This window comes from Ancylobacter oerskovii (assembly GCF_018390555.1).
Lineage (GTDB): Bacteria > Pseudomonadota > Alphaproteobacteria > Rhizobiales > Xanthobacteraceae > Ancylobacter > Ancylobacter oerskovii.
On sequence record NZ_JAHBGB010000002.1, the window covers coordinates 321,216 to 336,979 of the forward strand.

A 15,764-nucleotide genomic window follows, 5' to 3' on the forward strand; every position below is an offset into this window, starting at 1 on the left:
GCGGCATCTTGGAACCGGCGGCCGATTGCGGCATGGTCGGCGCCGACAAACCCCGCCCGACCGCTCCCGACATGACCGGCGTCGTCGCCGACTGCGCGGCAGTCATTGCGGCGCTGACCCGATCATGAAGGGACGAGAGAAAATGGAAGCGGTTTTCGACGGCCACAACGACGTATTGCTGCGGCTGTGGGAGCATGCGAAGGCGGGCGCCGATCCGGTACGCGAGTTCGGCGAGGGCACCGACAAGGGCCATATCGACGCCCCCCGCGCCCGCAAGGGCGGGCTCGCCGGCGGGCTCTGCGCCATCTACATCCCGTCCGGCGAGCTCATCCTCAAGCAGGCCGACGCGAGCGGCCACTACGCCACCCCGCTCGCCGAGCCGCTGGAGCGCTCACCCTCACTGGACACCGCACTGGACATGGCGGCGATCGCCTTCCGGCTGGAGCGCGCCGGCCTGTGGAAGCTCTGCCGCTCCACCGCCGAGATCCGCGCCGCCATGGCCGAAGACACCTTCGCCGCGGTGCTGCACATGGAGGGCTGCGAGCCCATCGATGCCGATCTCGCGGCGCTGGAGACCTTCTACGCCGCCGGCCTGCGCTCGCTCGGCCCGGTCTGGAGCCGCAACAACATGTTCGGCCACGGCGTGCCCTTCGCCTTCCCGATGAGCCCCGACACCGGCCCCGGCCTCACCGAGGCGGGCTTCGAACTGGTCCGCACCTGCAACCGCCTGGGAATCCTCATAGATCTCGCTCATATCACCGAGCGGGGCTTCTGGGACGTCGCGAAGACCACCGACCAGCCGCTGGTCGCCAGTCACTCCAACGCCCATGCGCTCACCCCGGTGGCGCGCAACCTCACCGACCGCCAGCTCGACGCCATCCGGGAAAGCAAGGGCCTGGTGGGGCTCAACTACGCCACCACCATGCTGCGCCCGGACGGCCGCGAGGACGCCGACACGCCGCTCGACGCCATGGTCGCGCATATCCGCCATCTGGTGGAGCGCGTCGGCATCGACGGCGTGGCGCTCGGCTCGGATTACGACGGCGCCACCATCCCCGCCGCCATCGGCGACGCCGCCGGCCAGCAGGCGCTGGTCGAGGCGCTGGCCGCCGACGGCTTCGGCGCCGACGACCTCGCCAAACTGTGCCGGGAGAACTGGCTGCGGGTGCTCGCCCGCGCCTGGCATGAATGAAGGCCGGCGCGGCGGAAGCTAGTCGCCCTTCTCGCCGGTGATCTCCCCGAGCCGCCGGCTCATCTCGGCGCTGTAGCGGCGGATGGCGCGGGTCTCGCTCAGCAGGCCGACGACCCGGCGGCTGCCGTCATCCACCACCACCGCCAGCGCCTCGGCCTCCGCCCCCTCGAAGGCGGCCAGCGCCTCGCGGATGGTCATGCCGGGCGTGAGCGCGGTCGAGGCGAGCCGCAGCAGCGGACGCAGCGTCGCCGGCGCGTCGCCCTCCGCGGCATAGAGCGCGGCGGGCGGCACCATGCCGGCATAGCGGCCGTCCGCCTCGGTAGCGACGAGATCGGCCGTCGCGCCCGGCGGACACAGGCGGCGCGCCTCCCCCGGCGACATGTCGACGGCAAGCCGTGGCACGTCGGAACGCATCAGCTCGCCGACCGTGAGCTCGCGCAGCCAGCCTATGTCATAGGCCCCGCGTATGCTCTCGCCGCGCAGATGGAAGCGCCAGGTGGCGAAGGAGAAGCCGAACAGCCGGCGCGTCATCAGCGAGGAGACGCCGGAGGCCGCCAGCACCGCCAGCGTCAGATTGAGGTCGCCGGTCATCTCCAGCGCCAGCAGGGTCATGGTCATCGGCCCGCCCACGACCGAGACCGCCAGCGCGCTCATGCCGATCAGCCCATAGAGCGACACGTCGGCCGGGAGCGCCGGCAGCGCCAAGGCGAGCGCGGCGGCATAGCTGCGCCCGGCCAGCACGCCCATCAGCAGCGAGGCGAAGAACAGGCCGCCGCGAAAACCCGAGCCGATGGAGATCGAGGAGGCCGCCATCTTGGCGAGGAGCAGCAGCGCGAGCGTGCCCGGCAAGGCGTCGGCGGCGAGGAAGTGATAGACCGCGCCGTGCCCGGCGGAGAGCACGGTCGGGCTCGCCAGCGCCATCATTCCCACCGCCAGCCCGCCCAGCGCCGGCCGCAGGGCGACGGGCAGCGGCACGCGGCGGAAGCCCGCCTCGACCAGGGTGGCGCCGCGCATCACCGCGATGCCGGCGAGCGCGCAGAACGCGCCCAGCAGCAGCACCGCCGGCAGGTCGGCGAGGCCCGGCGCCGAGAGCGGCGCCAGCACCGGCAGCGCCTCCGGTGCCAGCAGGCGGCGCGTGACCGCGGCGGTGAAGCTCGCCGTCATCATCGGCACGAAGGCGGGGATCGCATAGGTGCCGATGATCAGTTCGAAGCCGTAGAAGGCGCCCATCAGCGGCGCATCGAACGCCGCGCCGATCGCCGCGCCCGCCGCGCATCCCACCAGCGTGCGCAGGTCGGCGCGGCGCAGGTGCAGGCGCTGGCCGAGGAAGGAGGCGATGCCGCTCGCCCCCTGCGTATAGCCGGCCTCCAGCCCGACCGAGGCGCCGACGCCCGAGGAGAACAGCGTCTGCACCGCCACCACGACGCTGTCCTTCAGCGACATACGCCCGCCCTGCAGCGCGTTCGCCTCGATGGGATCCACGGGCGCCGAAGCGGCCCCGCGCCGGATCCATTGGCTCGCAAGGCCGAAGACGAGCCCACCCAGCGCGGGCACGAGAACGAGCAGCAGCGGCGCGACGCCGGCGGTGACGGAGAGATGCGCATCGGGCGCGATGCCGAACAGCACCACATGCAGGAACTGCGTCGCCGCCCCCATGGCGACCACCACCAGCCCGGCGAGCACGCCGATCGCCGCCGCCAGCGCGACCAGAGCGAACTCGCTCTCGCGCAGGCCCATGCGCAGGCGGACGAGCATGGACGGGGAGGCACCAGGAGGGGACGCGGCGGGATCTGCGGTCACGGGGCGGCCTTGGCGATCGGCGGCGGGGCGGCCCCATGTCTAGGCGGTGCGCCGGCCGGGGGCAACGCGCGAGGCCGCAGCGCCGGATCGCTCCCGGCTTCCAGGCGCTTCCAGAGCGGCCGCCGCCCGGGATGACGGCCGACAGCCCTCCGGGGTGACCGCCTACAGCTCGTCATGGCCGGGCTTGGCCCGGCCGTTCCCGCAGTTCCACCGGACCCACCCGGACCAAGACATGGATCCCCGGGCCAAGCCCGGGGATGACGCGGCTCGAAGGGAACCCGCGCGAAAAGCGAAGCGCGTTCCGCGCCCTCCCGTGCCTTCATCGTCATTCCGGCTGGAGGCCGCAGCCTCATCCCGAGCGGGGGCCGCAGCGTCATCCCGGCCGGAAGCCACAGCCTGATCCCGGCTGGAGGCGAGGCCGCGGCGTCGAGATCGCTCCCGGTTTTCAGGCGCTTCCAGATCGGCTGCCAGCCGTCCGGGATGACCGCCTACAACCCGTCATGGCCGGGCTTGGCCCGGCCATCCACGCCTTGGACCCGGGTGCATCCGGCAGGATCGGGCGGATGGCCGCGCGCCCCCCGACCATGACACCTGCCGGCCATGACACCTGCCAACCCCGACCATGACACCTGCCGCCCACACCCCCCTGCCGCCCATAACCACCTGCCGGCCATGCCCCGCCGGTCGTGCCCCCTGCCGGGCCGTCCCGCGTTCGGGCGGGCGGAAGGCATCACCCCGGCGTCAGCGCCTGCCCGCGTCCGGGTCGTCTATGTCCGCCTCCGGCCGGTCGCTGCCGTCGGCGGTTTCCTGATGCCAGACGCCGGCGGCGTCCTGATAGAGGATCGGCCGGGTCTCCCCCGCCAGCGACTGGCGCGCGGCCGCCTCGCGCGCGGCCCGCAGCGCCCCTTCATGCGTGGCGTGCGTTTCGGAAAACACGTCGCCCAGCTTGTAGGCCCAGCCGCCGTCATGCTCGACGATCTCGTAGCGTATATGGCTCATGTCGCATCCTCCCGGGCTTGGAAAACCACCGGCGCCAACGCCGGTTCCCCACAGGGCCATGCGGCCAGCCTAGCACCATCCCGCCGGCGGAACTTGCTCCTTCCCATCGTCCTTGAAACGGCTTCCTCACGGGAAAGCGGGTGGCGGGATCGGGCGGAATGGTCTATCGAGCCACGCCCCGGCCGAGCGGCCGTGCGTGCAGAGTGCGGAGTGCCGACCATGCGTGCCGACCCCTACCAGCCGACCGAACCCGGCCTGCGGGCGACGCGCAAGGAATGGACCGGCCTCGCCGTCATCGCCCTGCCCTGCCTCGTCTATGCGATGGACCTGACGGTGCTCAACCTCGCGGTGCCGCAGCTCGCGCTGCATCTCGCCCCGAGCGCCACCCAGCTTTTGTGGATCATCGACATCTACGGCTTCATGGTGGCAGGCATGCTGATGCTGATGGGCACGCTCGGCGACCGCATCGGCCGCCGGCGCCTGCTGCTCATCGGCGCCGCGGCATTCGCCGCCGCCTCGGTGCTCGCCGCCTTCTCCCGCTCGGCGCAGGAGCTCATCGCGGCGCGGGCCCTGCTCGGCATCGCCGGGGCGACGCTGGCACCCTCCACCCTCTCGCTGATCCGCAACATGTTCCTCGACGAGCGCGAGCGCACGCTGGCCATCGGGGTGTGGATCGCCTGCTTCTCCGCCGGCGCCGCCATCGGGCCGCTGGTCGGCGGCGCGGTGCTGGCGCATTTCTGGTGGGGGGCGGTGTTCCTGCTGGCGGTGCCAGTGATGATCGGCCTGCTCCTGGTCGGCCCGTTCCTGCTGCCGGAATATCGCGACGCGCATGCCGGCCGGCTCGACATCGTCAGCGCCGTGCAATCGGTGGCGGCGGTGCTGGCGCTGATCTATGGCATGAAGCACGTCGCCGAGGCGGGACCGGACGCGCAGACGGCGCTCGCCGTTGCGCTCGGCCTGGTCATCGGCTTTTTCTTCGTCGCCCGCCAGAAGCGCCTCGCCGACCCGATGATCGACCTGTCGCTGCTGCGGCACCCGAGGATCGGCGCCGCGCTCACCGTCAACATCATGGCGATGTTCGGCGCCATGGGCATCTTCCTCGCCTTGTCGCAATATCTCCAGCTGGTGCTCGGCATGGGCCCGTTCGAGGCCGGGCTGTGGACGGCGCCTTCCGGCGTGTGCTTCGCCATCGGCTCGCTGGCGACGCCGCACATCGTGCGGCGGGTGCGGCCGGTCGACCTGCTGGTGGCGAGCCTCCTGCTGTCCGCCGCCGGCTTCGCGCTGCTGAGCCAGATCGAGCGCGCGCCGCTGCCGGTCATGACCGCCTCGATCGTGATGTTCTGCCTCGGCCTGTCGCCGGTCGGCACCCTCACCACCGATCTGATGATGCGGGTCGCCCCGGCGGAGCGGGCGGGCGCGGCCTCGGCGATCTCGGAGACCAGCTTCGAGTTCGGCGGCGCGCTCGGCATCGCCGTGCTCGGCAGCATCGTGGCGGCAACCTACCGGGTGAACATGGAAGGTCTCAGCCTGCCCGGTGCCGATGCCGGGCTGCTGGCCGACGCCCGCCGCACGCTGGACGGCGCCGTCGCCGCGGCGCGGCAGCTCGGCGGACCGTCGGGCGAGGCACTGATGCGGGCCTCGCACGACGCGTTCTCGCGCGGGCTGAGCCTTGCGACGCTCGCCTGCGCCGCGCTCACCCTCGCGGCGGCGCTGCTGGCGCGCCGGCTGCTCGGCGCGACGCGCTAGCCGCGCGGGCAAAGGATCGAGTTGCGGCGGAACCGGCGAGGTTTCATAGTCGCGCCAACGGATTCCCCGATCGATGATCGCGGCGCGTGCGGCCCGGCCGGGGCCACGGGCGAGCGGAGGGAGGCGAGGCGTCCGTCCCGCCTCTCCCAATCTCCCGGTGCCTCCCTTCATGCCGCGCAAACCGTCCAACATCGTCTACGCCGCCGACGACAAGATGCCGCTCGGCACGCTGCTGGTCCTCGGCGTGCAGCACGCGACGCTCGCCCTGCTCTTCGTGGTCTATCCGCTGGTCGCCGCCACCGAGGCCGGCCTGTCGTTCACCGACACGCAGATCCTGATCACCAGCTGCATCATCTTCATGGGGGTGGCGACCATCCTCGAATGCCTGCCGCGCTCGAAATCCGGCGCCGGCATGCTGCTGGTGCAGATCCCCAATACCGCGCATCTGCCGCTGGCGGTGCAGGCGCTCTCGGCCGGCGGCACGGCGCTCTATGCGGCGATGAGCCTGATCGCGGCGGTCTCGCAGTTCTCGCTCACCCGGTTCCAGAACGCGATGCGGGCGATGTTCCCGCCGGAGATCTGCGGCGTCGCCGTGACGATGCTGGGCGTGGCGCTGGCCGCGCCGGCGCTGCGCCGCATGTTCGGCCTCAGCGCCCATGAGGCGACGACGCTGCTCGACCTGCGCTACCCGCTGGTGAGCTTCACCGCGCTCCTGATCATCATCGTGCTGGCCATCTTCTCGCGCGGCGCGCTGCGGCTGTTCGCGGTGGCCATCGGCGCCGGCGTCGGCTGGGCGCTGGCCGCCTATGTCGGGGTCGCCCGCGCGCCGGCGGAGCCGGGTCTCGACGCCCTCGCCTTCATCGACCTGCCGCAGCTCGGCTGGCCCGGCCTCGCCTTCTCCTGGGCCATGCTGCCGGCCGCGGTGCTGACCGGCATCATCTCCGCCGTCGACATGCTCGGCACGGTGGTGTCGATGCAGCGCATGGACGACGCCGACTGGCGCCGCGCCGACATGGGACAGGCGGCCCGCGCCATCCGCGCCAACACGCTGAGCGACGCTGGCGCCGCCGTTACCGGCGGCTTCGCCAGCGCCTCCTCCTCGGCGGCCATCGGCGTCGCCTTCGCCACCGGCGCCACCGCCTGGCGCATCGGCGTCGTCTCCGGCGTGATGATCCTGCTCGCCGCCTTCTCGCCGAAGCTCATCGGCGCGCTGACGGTGATCCCCGATCCGGTCGTCGGCGCCATCCTGGTCTACAGCGCGGCGTTCCTGATCGTGGCCGGCATGGAGCTCATCCTGTCCCGCCGGCTGAGCGACCGGCGCATCTTCACCGTCGGCCTGGCGGTGATGGCCGGGCTGGCGGTGGCGATCCTGCCCGAGCTGGTCCATGCCGCGCCGACCTGGGCGCAGCCGATCCTGGAATCGCCGCTGTCGGTGTCGACGGCGGTGGCCGTCGCCCTCAACCTGTTCTTCCGCATCGGCATCCGCCAGGAGGCGGCGGTGACGGTGACGACCGACGACAACCCGTTCACCGCCGCCACCGAGTTCCTGGAGCTCCAGGGCGACGTGTGGGGCGCCCGGCGCGACGTGGTGGCCGCCGCCATCCCGGTGGTGGCGGAGGCGGTGGAGATGCTGCTCGACACCGGCGTCGCCCCCGGCGAGCTGGAGATGCGGGCGAAGTTCGACGAGATGAATTTCGACGTCGTGCTCGCCTATCGGGGCGAGGCGATCGAGATCCCCACGCTGCGCCCCTCGCCCGAGGACCTGCTCGGCGACAGCGCGGCGGTGGCGCGCTTCGTCGGCTACATGCTGAGCAAACGCGCCGACAAGCTGGTGATCGGCAAGACCGGCGACCGCCAGGCGCTCACCCTGCGCTTCGAGCATTGAGACCGTGCAGCGCCCGCTTGCCGGCGGGCGTCGATGTCGGATAGTTCTGATGCGGTTCGAGGCGGCCTGTGCCGCCTTGCCCGCCCCCTTGAGCCGGAGCCGTGTCTTCGATGCAGATCGACCGTTTTGTCGAGAAGGATGTGGTGATCACCGCGGTCAGGGGGCGGCTCGACAGCTCCACCTCGCCGAAGCTCGACGAGTTCATGGCGGTGATCCCCGATGGCAGCAGCGCGCTGCTGCTGGATTTCGCCGAGCTCACCTATATCTCCTCGGCGGGGCTGCGCGTGGTGCTGAAGGCCGCGAAGCTGGCCAAGGGCTCCGGCGTCACCCTCGCCATTTGCGGGCTGATCCCGCCGGTGCACGAGGTCTTCGACGTCAGCGGCTTCTCGACCCTCATCCCCATCCACCCGACCCGCGACGCCGCGCTGGCCATCCTGGCCTGAGCGTTTCCTCGAGAGCGGCAGCGGAGAGCCCATGATCATCGCGCAGCTCGATCTCCGCCTCGCGAATGACCTAGCGGAACTCGAGCCGCTGGTGCGGGCGCTGGAGTTCTTCGCCGAGGCCTCGGCGCTGCCGGAGAAGGTGGCCCATCGCCTCACCCTCGCGGTCGACGAGTTCGTCAACAACGCCGTCGACTACGGCTATGCCGACCGGCGGGCCGGCGAGATCACCGTGTCGGTCCGCCATCGCGGCGAGGAGGTGGAGGTCGTGCTCGCCGACGACGGCGATGCCTTCGATCCCTTCACCGCCCCGGCGCCGGACCTCACCAGTTCCATCGAGGAGCGCCGCATCGGCGGCCTCGGCGTGCATCTGGTGCGCACGCTGGCGGCCCGCTTCGCCTATCGGCGCGAGGACGGATGCAACGTGGTCACGCTCGCCTTCACCCTCGACGGCTAGCCAAGCGCGCCGGAGCCGCGGGCGTCAGGCGCGGTGGGCATCAGGCGCGGTGGGCCTGACTGAAGCTGTTCACCACCTGCCGCGCCAGCCAGACGATGCGCTCGAACAGCAATGTCATGCGGAAGAGCGCGTCCTGCTGCAGCGGCGTAAGCGCCTGCTGGGCGGACAGCCGCTGGCGCAGTGCCTCCATCACCTGGTCCCGATGGCCGAGCAGGCTGAGCACCAGCTCGGGATCCTCGACACCCAGGCTCTCCCCGTGCTCGGCGACGGCCCCCAGCAGGGCGTGGAGGGATTCGATCAGCCGCCGCGCGGTCGGCAGCGCCTGGGCCGGGCCGGCGACCTCGGCGAATTCGCCCAGCGCCTCGTGCAGCGCCCCGACGCTGCCGGCGGCATCGTCCAGCAGCAGCGCCACCGCGACCTGCCGGCGGCTCATCTGGCCGTCCAGCAGCGTGGCGAGATAGGACCGGACCGTGCCGGCAAGGGCGATGCCCGCCGCCCGCAACGTCGCCGGCGCGGGGGTCGTCGGATCCGCCTCCTCGCGCACCTTGTCGAGCATCATCGGCAGGCGGTCGGTCAGCCGGGCCAGTTCGCGCACGGTGAGGTCGAGCGCGGCGGCGGGATCGGACAGGGATTCGCGCAGCAGGAAGGCCGGCTGCGCCAGCGTCTCCGCCGGGCTGGCCGGCAGATAGCGCTCCAGCAGCCGGCGCGTCGCCGGCTGGGCGAGCCCGGCGAGGAAGGCGCCGCCGATCTGCGCCAGCAGGAAGATCACCGCGATCTGCGCCCGGGTGTCGTCATCCGCCGGCAGCAGCACGGCGACGGCATCGGGGAGGACGGCGGCGACGACGCAGAGCACCGCCAGCAGCAGCGAGCCGGCTCCCTTCTGCACCACCTGGATGGCGAAGATGAGCCGCCCCGCCATGGTCTCGCCGGGCACCATCAGCGCATTGTTGATCATGCCGGCGGCATTGGCGCCGGCCACCAGCGGCAAGGCCGAGTTCAGGTCGAGCAGCCCGCCGCCCACCGCGGCGACGGCGATCGCCGCCGCCACCGAGGAGGACTGCGCCGCCACCGAGAAGGCGAAGCCGATCAGCGCCAGCAGCAGCGGATGCGCGAGCGCGACGGTCCACAAGGGATTGTGCATCAGGCTGTCGCGCACCGGCCCCACCGCCACCGCGACCAGATGCATGCCGAACAGCAGCAGCCCCGCCCCCAGCGCCGCTTCCACCACATGGCGCATGCGGTCGCCGCGGGCGAGCTTGAAATAGGTGATGAAGCCGCCGAGGCCGATGACGATCCCCGCCGCCGTCGAGGTGTCGATGGCGACGATCAGCGGCAGCAGCGCGGTGCCGACATTCGCCCAGTTCGGCGCCCCCAGCGCCGGGCCGGCGGGCAGCACGCCGCCGCGCACGAAGGAGACGATGATCCAGGCTACCGCCGTCGAGCTCTGGGTGACGATGCCGGCGATGACGCCGCTGACGGCGCAACTCACCGGGCCGCGCAGCGCGCGGGAAAAGGCGGCGCGGCCGCGGCGGCCGACCAGCGGCACCAGATTGGCGGACAGGGAGCGCACGCCGATGAAGAACAGGCCGAGGCCGCTGAGCAGCAATGCCAGGGTCGCCATGCGGTCAACGACCCCTCAGGAGCAAGCGCGGCATGCCATTCCTCATCGATTGCGCGGGACGAGCGCGCCGGGGCGCGCCGCCGCCCCGTGCAAGAGCGGGGCCGATCCGGGCAAGCGCCACGCCGGGCGCATCACCCTTCCTCGCCGAGCAACGCCCGGATCTTGCCCAGCAGCCGCGGCAGCTCGACCGGCTTGGTATCGAACTCGTCGCAGCCGGCCGCCATCGCCGCCTCGCGGTCCTGTTCCATCGCATGGGCGGTCAGCGCGATCACCGGTATGGCGGCGGTCTCGGGCGCCGCCTTCACCCGCCGGGTCGCCTCCCAGCCGTCGAGCACCGGCAGGCTCATATCCATGAGAATGAGGTCGGGCCGGCGCGAGGTGGCGAGATCCACGCCCTGCTGCCCGTCCACCGCCAGCAGCACCTCGTAGCCGTTGCGCGTGAGGCGCCGCGAAAGCATGTCGCGGTTCATCTCGTTGTCTTCGACAAGCAGGATCGTCGCCATGGCCTAGCCCGCCCCGCCCGGCGCGGCCTTGCCGGCCGCGCTTTTGCCGCCCACGCCCCGGCTGCGCCCGGCGATCGCCGACAGGGCCGCCCCCAGCGTGCCGATCGGCTGCGCGCTCTTGTTGAGGATCAGCAGCGTGTTCTGCGCCAGATAGCTGCGTTCGCTCTCGGTCAGCTCCTTTGCCGTCAGCACCACGATGGGCAGGTCGGCATAGGCGGAGTTGGCGCGCACCTCGCTGAGGAAGGCGAAGCCGTCCATCACCGGCATCATCAGGTCGAGCAGCACCAGCGACGGCAGCGGATGGGCACCGAGCCAGACAAGCGCCTCGCGGCCGTTGCCGGCCTCGGCGGCGTGGAGCCCGCCATCCTCGATGGCCGCCCGCACCATCGCCCGCACGTCCGGGTCGTCGTCCACCACCAGCACCTGTCCCCCCTCCTCGCCGGGGGTGAATTTGTGGATCAGCCCCAGCAGGCGCTGCCGGTCGATCGGCTTGGTCATGTATTCGGAGGCGCCGAGCGCGTAGCCGAGGTTCCGGTCGTCGACGATGGTGAGCATGATCACCGGGATATGCGCCAGCTCCGGCTCGGACTTCATGATGCCCAGCACCGACCAGCCATCGATCTTCGGCATCATCACGTCGAGCGTGACGATGTCCGGCGGATCCCGGCGCATGATGTCGAGCGCGTCGATGCCGTCGCGCGCATGGCGCAGCACATAGCCCTCCTTGCCGAGGGTGGCCGCCAGCACTTCGTGGACGGCGGGATCGTCATCGACCACCAGCACGGTGATGGCGCCCGCCTCGACCGGGGCTCCCCCGTCGATCACCGGCGCCTCCGCCGGCGGGGCCTCGGCCGCCTCGGCCGGCAGCTCGATGGCGAAGACCGACCCCTCGCCGGGCACGCTGCTCACCGTGATGGTGCCGCCCAGCATGGCGACGAAATGCTTGGTGATGGTGAGGCCCAGCCCGGTGCCGCCGAAATTGCGGGTGGTGGAGGAATCCGCCTGGGTGAAGGCCTGGAACAGCCGGCCGATCTGCTCCTCGGTCATGCCGATGCCGGTGTCGCGCACCTCGAAGCGCACCGTGCCGACCTCCCCTTCCTGGCGGCGCGTGACGGAAAGGCTCACCTGCCCGCCCTTGGTGAATTTGGCGGCGTTGGAGAGCAGGTTGATCAGGCTCTGCTTGAGCTTGGTGACGTCGGTGCGCAGCGAGCCGAGATCGAGCGGGCAGTCGATGACGAAGCGGTTGCCGTTCTTCTCCATCATCGGGCCGACGATGGTGCGCACCTCGTCCACCGTGCGGTTCAGGAACACCTGCTCCAGATAGACGTCCATGCGCCCCGCCTCGATCTTCGACAGATCGAGGATGTCGTTGATGAGGCCGAGCAGATGCTTGCCGGCCGCCTGGATCTTGTCGAGGTCGGCCACCATGGCGGTGTCGCCATTGTCGGCGGCGTCTTCGCTGAGGATCTCGCTGTAGCCGATGATGGCGTTGAGCGGCGTGCGCAGCTCATGGCTCATATTGGCGAGGAAGGCGGATTTCACCTGGCTCGCCGATTCCGCCGCCTCCTTGGCCTCGCGCAGCTGCTGCTCCATCTGCACGCGGTCGGTGATGTCGACGAAGGTGGCGATGATGGCCGGCTCGCCGCGGAAATCGAGATCGCCATGCGCCACCATGGTCCAGATGGGCGCGCCGTCCGGGCCGGGCAGGATGAATTCGCGCCGCTCGACAGGTGGGCCGGCGAGAATGTCCCACAGCTCCCGCCCCTTGTCGGGATCGGCGAACATCGCCTCCACCGGACGGCCGGCAAGGGTGGCGGCCTCGCGGCCGATGAGCCGGCTCATCCCGCCGTTCAGATGCCGGATCAGGTGGCTGGCACGGTCGATGATGACGAGGCCCACCGGCGCGGCGGCATCCACCGCCCGCAGCTGCTCCTCGTCCTCGCGCAGCTTCATCTCGGCGAGCTTGCGCTCGGTGATGTCGGTGTAGATGGCGATGAAGCCGCCGCCCGGCACCGGGTCGCGCCGCACCTCGAGGATGGTGCCGTCGGGGCGGGTGCGCTCGAAGCGGTGGGAATGGTCGAGCTGGGCGAGGCGCCTGGCGAGCACGGCCTCTATGTCGACCTGGTCGCCGAACTCGCCCCGCGCGCCGAGATAGCGGATGTAGTCCTGGAAGGTGTGGGCGTTGTCGAAGAACTCGTCGGGCATGTCGAGATATTCGCGGAACAGCTGGTTCCAGGTGACGAGCCGGTAACTGGCATCGTACATGGCGACGCCCTGCGCCATGTTCTCCAGCGTCGCCCGCAGCAGCGTCGCCTCCCGGCCCAGGCCGCCGGGATCATAGGGGCAGGCATCGCCGTCCTGCTGTGCCGCCTCGCCGTCCATCTTCCCGTTCCCCCGACCTCTTGCGCGACCAGCAGTAAAGCCCGGCCGCGATTCCGGCTAGATCACATCCACGCTCAGCAGGATGGCCGCCATGTCGTCCGATGGCGGCTCCCCGGCCTCGAAGGCGCGCACCGCCCCGACCAGGCTCTGCAGCACGGCGCCCGGCCCGGTGCCGGAGGCGGCGAGCAGTTCGCCGACCGGCGCCTCGCCGAACAGCGTCCCCGCCGGATCCTGCGCCTCGGTGAAGCCGTCGGTCACGATGAGCAGCCGGTCGCCCGCCGCCAGCTCGGCGCGGTCGGCGCGATAGGCGAAGCCCTCGACGATGCCGAGCGCCGGGCCGCTCCCCCCGGCGAGCCGAAGGACCGCACCGTCCCGGCGGGCGAGATAGGGCGGCACATGGCCGGCCCGCACATAGGCGAGCGCGCCGGTGGCGAGATCGACGCTGACCAGCGCGAAGGTGACGAACATGCAGCCGGCATTGCCGCGCGCCAGCGCCTCGTTGACCAACCCGACCGCCCGCGCCGGATCGGCGAACAGCTCCGGTGCGTCGGGCCGCGCCGCCAGCGCCCGGAAGAGCGCATGGGTGCGCGCCATCATCAGCGCCGCGCCGGCGCCCTTGTCGGAAACGTCGCCGAGGGCCAGCACCACCCGGTCGTCGTCGATGAAGAAATAGTCGACGAGATCGCCGCCGACCTCCTTGGCCGGATCCAGCAGCGCCTCGACGGCGATCCGCCGTCCCGCCGCCTCGCCGGCGAAGGGCGGCGGCACCAGGTCGAGCTGCAGGGTCCGCGCCTCGTTGAGCTCGGCCTGCTTGCGCTTCAGCTCGTCGCGGGTGCGGTCGCGCAGCGCCTTCTTCTCCAGCGTGGCGAGCACGCGGGCGCGCAGCAGCGTCGGGTTGAACGGCTTGAAGATGAAGTCGTCGGCGCCGAGCTCGATGCAGCGCACCACCGGGTCGAGCTCGTTGAGCGCGGAAACCACGATCACCGGCAGGTCGTTGAGCCGGCCGTCGCGGCGCAGGGCTTCCAGCACGCCGAAGCCGTCGAGCTCCGGCATCATGATGTCGAGCAGCACGAGGTCGTAGGGGGTCTTGGCGATGGCCGCCAGCGCCTCATGGCCATTGGCGGCCTCGTCGATGCGGTTCAGCCCCAGCCGGCGCAGGCGACGAGCCAGAAGATCGCGGTTTTCCGCCACGTCGTCGACCACCAGAATGGTCGCATTCTGGTCCACCATGACTGCGATACCACCGTACTGCGCTTGAAAGGAAAAGCGCCGAACGACGCCGGGCGGGACTATCCGCGCAATCGTCCGGCTTCGCAACGGCCTGAATGCGCCGGAACCTGCCCGCCCCTTCCGGCATTCACAGGGAGAAGCGGAGGGGCTGCCATGCTGACGATCATCGTGCTGATCCTGATCCTCGTGCTTCTGGGCGGCGGCTATGCCGGCCACCGGGCCTATGGGCTGCGCGGCCTCATCGGCGTGCTGGTGATCGTGCTGCTGGTGCTCGCGGTGCTCGGCTTCGTCAGCGACGAGGTCGCGGTCGGGCCGGGCGTCGCGCCGATCATGCGGGAATAGGCCGTCAGCGCGCCGTCCAGCCGCCGTCGACCCGCAGGCTGTCGCCGGTGACGAAGCGGGCGCCGGGCGAGACGAGGAACAGGATGGATTGCGCGATATCCTCTGGCGCCGGCAGCTCGCCCAGCGGCACCATGTCGTAGACGAAGCGCTTGAACTCGGGGTCCTCGAACATGTCCTGCGTCATCGGCGTCACCACGAAGGTCGGCGCCACCGAGACCACGCGGATGCCGCGCGGGGCGAGTTCCACCGCCATCGCCTTGGTCAGCCCCTCCACCGCATGCTTGGTCATGCAATAGACCGTACGCTTGGGCGAGCCGACATGGCCCATCTGCGAGGACATATTGACGATCACCCCGCCGGCGCCCATCGCCCGCGCCGCCGCCCGCGCCACGCGATAGACCGAGCGGATATTGAGGTCGATCATCCAGTCGAGCGTCTCGTCGTCGACATCGACCATCAGCTTCGGCCGGTTGCCGCCGGCATTGTTCACGAGGATGTCGAGGTCTTCCATCGCCTCGATGCGGGCGAGAAAGGCCTCGTCGCGCACGTCGGCGGCCAGCGGCTCGATGCGCCCTGCGCCCTCGCGGGCCAGTTCGTCCAGATCCGCCTGCGTGCGTGCCACCGCGATCACCCGCGCGCCCGCCTGCGCCAGGGCGAGCGCGGTGGCGCGGCCGATGCCGCGCCCGGCGCCGGTGACCAGCGCCGTCTTTCCGTCGAGCGCCGCCACCTCAGCGCTCCTCGATATCGGGCGCGAGGCCGGCCGCCTCGATGCCGGCGACGGCGCAGAACTCGTCAATGTCCGAGGTGTCGCCGCTGATGCCGACGGCGCCGACGATGCGCTGCTCCGCGTCGCGCACCAGCACGCCGCCCGGCACCGGCACCACGCGGCCATCGGTGGCGGCGGCGAGGGCGGCGAAGAACGTGCCCATCGTCGCCGCCCGCGCCGCCAGCCCGCGCGAGGAGATGCCCATGCCGAGCGCGCCCCAGGCCTTGCCATAGGCGATCTCGAAGCGGGCGATGCCGCTGCCGTCCTCGCGGCGCACCAGCTTCACATGGCCGCCGGCGTCCAGCACCACCACGGTGAGCGGCCGGGCGCCGCGCGCCCGCGCATCCTCCAGCGCGACGCGGCCGATGATGTCGGCCTTGTCGAGGGTGAGATCGCTCATC

Annotated in this window: 14 protein-coding genes; 6 read left to right on the forward strand and 8 right to left on the reverse strand. The window is 71.3% G+C overall.

Annotated elements, in window-relative coordinates; all coding sequences use genetic code 11:
- Positions 1 to 142 precede the first annotated feature (142 nt).
- The gene (locus tag KHC19_RS01750; RefSeq protein ID WP_213350293.1) at positions 143 to 1,192 is read left to right on the forward strand and encodes a dipeptidase; all 1,050 of its coding nucleotides are present in this window, start codon (positions 143 to 145) and stop codon (positions 1,190 to 1,192) included.
- Between the two features lie 18 nt (positions 1,193 to 1,210).
- Here the strand turns inward: KHC19_RS01750 and KHC19_RS01755 are convergent, their stop codons facing one another.
- A complete protein-coding gene (locus KHC19_RS01755; protein WP_213350294.1) occupies positions 1,211 to 2,947 on the reverse strand; it encodes a chloride channel protein in 1,737 nt (578 codons plus the stop codon).
- Positions 2,948 to 3,733: 786 nt separating this feature from the next.
- On the reverse strand, positions 3,734 to 3,991 hold the full coding sequence (locus tag KHC19_RS01760) for a DUF2188 domain-containing protein (protein WP_213350295.1): 258 nt from the start codon (positions 3,989 to 3,991) through the stop codon (positions 3,734 to 3,736).
- Between the two features lie 219 nt (positions 3,992 to 4,210).
- Here KHC19_RS01760 and KHC19_RS01765 point away from each other — a divergent pair, with 219 nt between their 5' ends.
- From KHC19_RS01765 to KHC19_RS01780, 4 genes are all read left to right on the forward strand, one after another.
- Positions 4,211 to 5,737, forward strand: coding sequence for an MFS transporter (locus KHC19_RS01765; protein ID WP_213350296.1), 1,527 nt, complete (start codon positions 4,211 to 4,213; stop codon positions 5,735 to 5,737).
- Positions 5,738 to 5,906: 169 nt separating this feature from the next.
- On the forward strand, positions 5,907 to 7,622 hold the full coding sequence (locus KHC19_RS01770) for a solute carrier family 23 protein (protein ID WP_213350297.1): 1,716 nt from the start codon (positions 5,907 to 5,909) through the stop codon (positions 7,620 to 7,622).
- A gap of 110 nt (positions 7,623 to 7,732) precedes the next feature.
- Entirely contained in the window at positions 7,733 to 8,065 is a 333-nt protein-coding gene (locus KHC19_RS01775; protein ID WP_213350298.1) for an STAS domain-containing protein, read from the forward strand.
- A 31-nt stretch (positions 8,066 to 8,096) separates the two neighbouring features.
- Entirely contained in the window at positions 8,097 to 8,519 is a 423-nt protein-coding gene (locus KHC19_RS01780; protein WP_213350299.1) for an ATP-binding protein, read from the forward strand.
- A gap of 40 nt (positions 8,520 to 8,559) precedes the next feature.
- On the opposite strand, the gene KHC19_RS01785 is transcribed toward KHC19_RS01780, so the two are convergent.
- From KHC19_RS01785 to KHC19_RS01800, 4 genes are all read right to left on the reverse strand, one after another.
- The gene (locus KHC19_RS01785) at positions 8,560 to 10,140 is read right to left on the reverse strand and encodes a Na/Pi cotransporter family protein (RefSeq protein ID WP_213350300.1); all 1,581 of its coding nucleotides are present in this window, start codon (positions 10,138 to 10,140) and stop codon (positions 8,560 to 8,562) included.
- A gap of 131 nt (positions 10,141 to 10,271) precedes the next feature.
- Complete coding sequence (locus tag KHC19_RS01790; protein ID WP_213350301.1) at positions 10,272 to 10,643, reverse strand: response regulator; 372 nt, start codon at positions 10,641 to 10,643, stop codon at positions 10,272 to 10,274.
- Positions 10,644 to 10,646: 3 nt separating this feature from the next.
- Positions 10,647 to 13,025 (reverse strand): response regulator, encoded by a 2,379-nt coding sequence (locus KHC19_RS01795; protein WP_213350302.1) that lies wholly within the window; start codon positions 13,023 to 13,025, stop codon positions 10,647 to 10,649.
- A gap of 57 nt (positions 13,026 to 13,082) precedes the next feature.
- The gene (locus KHC19_RS01800) at positions 13,083 to 14,255 is read right to left on the reverse strand and encodes a PP2C family protein-serine/threonine phosphatase (RefSeq protein WP_213350303.1); all 1,173 of its coding nucleotides are present in this window, start codon (positions 14,253 to 14,255) and stop codon (positions 13,083 to 13,085) included.
- A 153-nt stretch (positions 14,256 to 14,408) separates the two neighbouring features.
- Here KHC19_RS01800 and KHC19_RS01805 point away from each other — a divergent pair, with 153 nt between their 5' ends.
- A complete protein-coding gene (locus tag KHC19_RS01805; protein ID WP_213350304.1) occupies positions 14,409 to 14,597 on the forward strand; it encodes a hypothetical protein in 189 nt (62 codons plus the stop codon).
- A 4-nt stretch (positions 14,598 to 14,601) separates the two neighbouring features.
- On the opposite strand, the gene KHC19_RS01810 is transcribed toward KHC19_RS01805, so the two are convergent.
- On the reverse strand, positions 14,602 to 15,324 hold the full coding sequence (locus tag KHC19_RS01810; protein ID WP_213350305.1) for an SDR family NAD(P)-dependent oxidoreductase: 723 nt from the start codon (positions 15,322 to 15,324) through the stop codon (positions 14,602 to 14,604).
- A gap of 1 nt (position 15,325) precedes the next feature.
- A complete protein-coding gene (locus KHC19_RS01815) occupies positions 15,326 to 15,763 on the reverse strand; it encodes a GlcG/HbpS family heme-binding protein (protein ID WP_213350306.1) in 438 nt (145 codons plus the stop codon).
- Between the last annotated feature and the right edge of the window lies 1 nt (position 15,764).

Bases quoted from the DNA above. Each gene is read 5' to 3' on its own strand.
- KHC19_RS01790 (WP_213350301.1), bottom strand. From the start codon at position 10,643: ATGGCGACGATCCTGCTTGTCGAAGACAACGAGATGAACCGCGACATG.
- KHC19_RS01750 (WP_213350293.1), top strand. From the start codon at position 143: ATGGAAGCGGTTTTCGACGGCCACAACGACGTATTGCTGCGGCTGTGG.
- KHC19_RS01800 (WP_213350303.1), bottom strand. From the start codon at position 14,255: ATGGTGGACCAGAATGCGACCATTCTGGTGGTCGACGACGTGGCGGAA.
- KHC19_RS01795 (WP_213350302.1), bottom strand. From the start codon at position 13,025: ATGGACGGCGAGGCGGCACAGCAGGACGGCGATGCCTGCCCCTATGAT.
- KHC19_RS01770 (WP_213350297.1), top strand. From the start codon at position 5,907: ATGCCGCGCAAACCGTCCAACATCGTCTACGCCGCCGACGACAAGATG.
- KHC19_RS01760 (WP_213350295.1), bottom strand. From the start codon at position 3,991: ATGAGCCATATACGCTACGAGATCGTCGAGCATGACGGCGGCTGGGCC.
- KHC19_RS01755 (WP_213350294.1), bottom strand. From the start codon at position 2,947: ATGCTCGTCCGCCTGCGCATGGGCCTGCGCGAGAGCGAGTTCGCTCTG.
- KHC19_RS01785 (WP_213350300.1), bottom strand. From the start codon at position 10,140: ATGGCGACCCTGGCATTGCTGCTCAGCGGCCTCGGCCTGTTCTTCATC.
- KHC19_RS01765 (WP_213350296.1), top strand. From the start codon at position 4,211: ATGCGTGCCGACCCCTACCAGCCGACCGAACCCGGCCTGCGGGCGACG.
- KHC19_RS01815 (WP_213350306.1), bottom strand. From the start codon at position 15,763: ATGAGCGATCTCACCCTCGACAAGGCCGACATCATCGGCCGCGTCGCG.
- KHC19_RS01780 (WP_213350299.1), top strand. From the start codon at position 8,097: ATGATCATCGCGCAGCTCGATCTCCGCCTCGCGAATGACCTAGCGGAA.
- KHC19_RS01805 (WP_213350304.1), top strand. From the start codon at position 14,409: ATGCTGACGATCATCGTGCTGATCCTGATCCTCGTGCTTCTGGGCGGC.
- KHC19_RS01775 (WP_213350298.1), top strand. From the start codon at position 7,733: ATGCAGATCGACCGTTTTGTCGAGAAGGATGTGGTGATCACCGCGGTC.